Here is a 2,678-nt window from a genome sequence, read left to right as displayed (position 1 = left end):
TAAACTAATTCTTTCAATAAATTAGACAATGAGCTTTTAGGTATTCCCGTCTCCTTTTGTATCGCTGTAAATGAGGGAGCCTGATCTGCATTAGCAATAAAATAAACAATATCTAATGCACGAGCCACTGAACGAACAATCGTTTTTGTTCCTTCTCCATTCATAGCGTTCCCTCCCTTCCTTAATTACGTCCAAGTTCTTATATTAGTACTAATTATATGATAACATTGCTATTTTTGAATGTCAATTTGTAAATAATCTACGATACCTTGTATACTAATATTTAATTCTAGATACATATGATAAAGTTTTCATTAAAATAATTGTTCCAATATATGGACGAAAAATTCATAATACTATATAATGTATATGTATAAAGTATTGTTTGCATTGAATAAATAAGGAAGAGGATTATATACTCTTCAACATATATGAGGAAAGAAGTGATACGTTATGGCATATTCTCAGCACAAGCCAACATTGCGAGTTTTAGATATCATGCAGTCGCTTGCATCTGCAAACGACGAAGGCCTGACATTAACAGAAATAGCTACCAAAATTCAAGTTCCCAAAAGTACTATTGTACCAATCATTCACACATTACGCGACAGAGACTTTATTGAGCAAAAAAGCAACGGCAGATATGTCATAGGTATCAGTATGTTCCTCATCGGCTCCGCATCTCTTCAAAACATCGGTTTATTAGACGTGTTTAAGAAAGAAATGAAAGAAATTGTTTATAAAACATCTGAAACTTGCCAATTAGGCATTTTAGTAAATGGCGATGTCTTATATCTTGCAAAAGAAGATTCGGCTGAACCAATTCGCCTCGTTTCATTCGTCGGAAAACGCCTGCCAGCATATAGCACCTCTTTAGGCAAAGCGTTGCTTAGTTGCTATTCCCTTCAAGAGTTGGAATCAATTTATAAAGGCCCGTTAAAACCAGTAACAGAAAAAACATGCCAAACGATAGAACAATTATATGATGAATGTCTCCGGTCTAAATCCGAAGGCTATTTTCAAGAATCAGGAGAAATTTCTCCTGATTTAAGTTGCTTTGCAGTACCAATCCATCATAATGGCAAAATCATTGCAGCTGTCAGTGTAAGTATGCCTACGTTCAGATTGACAAAAGAAAAAAAAGAAACTGTAGTCAAGGCATTATTAACTGGGCAAAATGTACTAGAACGCAATCTGCAGCGGCTTGGAATTTCTGACAGCAACTTATTTCTAGATTCCTTTGTTTCTCAAATACCAAGCATCTCAAATTATTAAAACCAAATGGGAGTAGCTGCAGGATCAATACACTGGTAGCCACTCCTATTTTATTTATAAGTCATTTTACGCTAGTCTTTCTTCGGCATAAAATCATATAAAATAACAAAAAGCTCTTTCTTAAATATGCAAGTTTTGTAATTTAACCTGCGTTCTGAAGAAAGAGCCCTTTATTTTTATATAGAAGCTATCTTAATCTAACTTGAATAACCTCATCTTATTGGTATGCAGCATTTAAAATATTGACGCAGTCCTCTTCCTTCAGTTCCATGCGGTCTCCTTCAAAGAGAAAAGCCATTGCCGATTTCGCATTAGCAGCCATTTTAGGAAATTCATCCGGAACAATGCCATAATCAGACATTTTAAGGTCAGATACATCACATTTTTCCTTTAGTTCTTCTAGCGCTATAATAAATTCCTCCGGCTTTTCCGCATCAGTTCTCCCCATTTTTTTTGCCAAAGCAACAAAACGTTCATCACACACATGGTGCTCAATCATATATGTGAAGTATGCCTTACTCAGCATAATTAAGCCCGCACCATGCGGCAATTCCTGATGATACGCCGTTAAGGCATGTTCCAAAGAATGCTCACTCATATTAGAACTTGTGCACATTTCCAAGCCTCCCAAATAATTGCCAAAGGCAACTCGTTCTCGCGCCTCTATATTAGAGCCATCTTGAACAGCCACAGGAAGCCAGGTACTAATTTGGTCAACGGCTTCAAGAGCAATCATTTCGCTCATGAGATTTGCTTTACATGACAAATATCCTTCAATATTGTGAAATAATGCATCAAATCCTTGGTAAGCAGTATATTTCGGAGGAACTGTCAACATCAATTCCGGGTCGATAATAGCCAATTTCGGAAATAGAAGCGGGCTTTTTATCGGAGTTTTTTCATTCGTTTCCGTATTCGTAATAACACCTCCAGCATCCGTTTCCGAACCCGTTCCAGCAGTCGTCGTAATCGCAATAATCGGCAAAGGGTTGACGGCAATAGGCTGCCGTTTTCCAGTACCATTCTGAATATAATCCCATAAATCACCTTTGTTTGTAGCCATAACGGCAATTGCTTTGGAAGCATCAATACAGCTGCCTCCACCTAAAGCAACAAGAAAATCACATTTTTCCTGCCGAGCAACAGCTGCCCCCATCATAACTGTTGTTTTAGTAGGATTAGGTTCGATTTGATCAAAAAGAACGGTCTCAACGCCAGCCAAGTGTAATTCTTTTTCCGTACGATTTAAATACCCATATTTCTTTGCCGAAATTCCATTAGAAAGAATCAGCAACGCCTTTTTACCTGGCATCATTTGCTCATGCAAATGATTGAGTTGGCCAACACCAAATAATGTTTTTGTAGGAATTCCAAATTGAAAAATCATAAAACATCCTCCATTT

The 2,678-nt window shown here is 37.2% G+C and carries 2 protein-coding genes; one reads left to right on the top strand and one right to left on the bottom strand.

Annotated elements, in window-relative coordinates:
• Positions 1–453 precede the first annotated feature (453 nt).
• Entirely contained in the window at positions 454–1,275 is an 822-nt protein-coding gene (locus E0L13_RS11625; protein ID WP_107196457.1) for an IclR family transcriptional regulator, read from the top strand.
• Positions 1,276–1,492: 217 nt separating this feature from the next.
• Here E0L13_RS11625 and E0L13_RS11620 read toward each other — a convergent pair whose 3' ends face one another.
• Complete coding sequence (locus E0L13_RS11620) at positions 1,493–2,662, bottom strand: iron-containing alcohol dehydrogenase (RefSeq protein ID WP_107196456.1); 1,170 nt, start codon at positions 2,660–2,662, stop codon at positions 1,493–1,495.
• Between the last annotated feature and the right edge of the window lie 16 nt (positions 2,663–2,678).

It is taken from the genome of Megasphaera sp. SW808, assembly GCF_012027795.1.
In the GTDB taxonomy this organism is placed as follows: domain Bacteria; phylum Bacillota; class Negativicutes; order Veillonellales; family Megasphaeraceae; genus Megasphaera; species Megasphaera stantonii.
Note: the sequence above shows the minus strand (reverse complement) of the source record. Positions and strands in the feature narration are given on the sequence as shown.